The sequence below is a fragment of the Massilia sp. P2_C2 genome, assembly GCF_056404615.1.
Genome location: NZ_JBFUDR010000600.1, coordinates 1 through 1,350, shown reverse-complemented (window position 1 = coordinate 1,350; position 1,350 = coordinate 1). Strand labels below are relative to the sequence as shown.

Sequence of the window (1,350 nt, the reverse complement as noted above, 5' to 3'; positions counted from 1 at the left end):
GCCATGGTGTAAGCGGCCGCGCCGCCGACCGGCGCGCGACTATCGATAAAAGTGGGGGGATGTCGGTGATGGTGTCGCCAGCAGGAATCGAACCTGCATCTAAGTCTTAGGAGGACCTTGTACTATCCATTGTACTATGGCGACACGCTGCATATAGCAGTCAGCTATTGTACCTGACGTATGCGCCTCCCACAATCGCCCGCCCGGGCACGCACCTGCCCCAGCCCCACGCCTCCTGCGGACACGCCCTGCGCATTGAAACGGAAAGCCACGCGACATTGCCGGCTTTATCAATGCTGCCGCCAGATACATTTGTCTGCAATCCAGATTCCATTCCTTCATTGGATTTATCCTCAAGAAACAGGAATAACCAGAAAGGAAGCGATGTATCGACAAATCCAAAAGAAACGTGTGACATCCCCAAACGCATATCGACACAATTCAAATTCATATGTTATATTCTCCGGCCATTGCCTTTCTTATTGACCAGAAAGGCAATGCCTCATAATGGTGCATCACCGGTTTGATATATCCGCCGCAGGCGCGGATATTGTCCAAGCCATTCATTCCGGACAAGACGCCAGTGTTATTAATCGCCATGCGCCGGTGTTTTCGCAATACCGCGATCCTCCTGCGCATTCCTGACTGACAACCATCGTCTTTTCGCGAGTTTCTCATGAATACGAATACCCTCAAGTACGATCTGCCAGCCGGCATAGTCGTGTTCCTTGTCGCCTTGCCCCTCTGTCTCGGTATTGCCCTTGCTTCGGGGGCGCCTTTATTTTCCGGTATTATTTCCGGCATTATCGGCGGCATCGTCGTCGGTCTCGCCAGTGGTTCCCACACCAGCGTCAGCGGTCCCGCCGCCGGGCTGGCGGCCGTCGTGCTGGCCTCCATCACGAAACTCGGCGCTTTCGAAGTCCTGCTGGCGGCCGTCCTGATCGCCGGCGTATTGCAGTTGATATTCGGCGTCCTGCGCGCCGGTTTCATCGCCAATTACATTCCCTCGAATGTGATCAAGGGATTGCTTGCGGCGATCGGCATTCTGCTCATCCTCAAGCAAATTCCGCATGCTATTGGTTACGATCGCAATAATGCCGATGAATCGACATTCATCCAGACGAATGGAGAAAACACGTTTTCTGCCATTTCCCACGCCTTCGACGCCATTACGCCGGGCGCGCTCATCATTGCGCTCGCCTCGATGCTGATCCTCGTCTATTGGGATAAAACGCCGCTGAAGAAAATGAAGCTGCTGCCCGCGCCATTATTCGTCGTCGGGCTGGGTGTCGTGCTGCACCAGGTGTTCAATGCTTTCTTCCCTGCCCTGCGTATCGAACCGGCCCACCT

1 protein-coding gene and 1 tRNA gene are annotated in these 1,350 nt (G+C 54.5%); one reads left to right on the top strand and one right to left on the bottom strand.

Annotated elements, in window-relative coordinates:
• Positions 1–69: 69 nt before the first annotated feature.
• Positions 70–144, bottom strand: a tRNA-Arg gene (locus AC1DYX_RS31200).
• A 532-nt stretch (positions 145–676) separates the two neighbouring features.
• On the opposite strand from AC1DYX_RS31200, the gene AC1DYX_RS31195 reads away from it, so the two are divergent.
• Positions 677–1,350, top strand: a 674-nt coding sequence (locus AC1DYX_RS31195) for a SulP family inorganic anion transporter (protein WP_477266098.1), incomplete at its 3' end; no start/stop codon positions are given.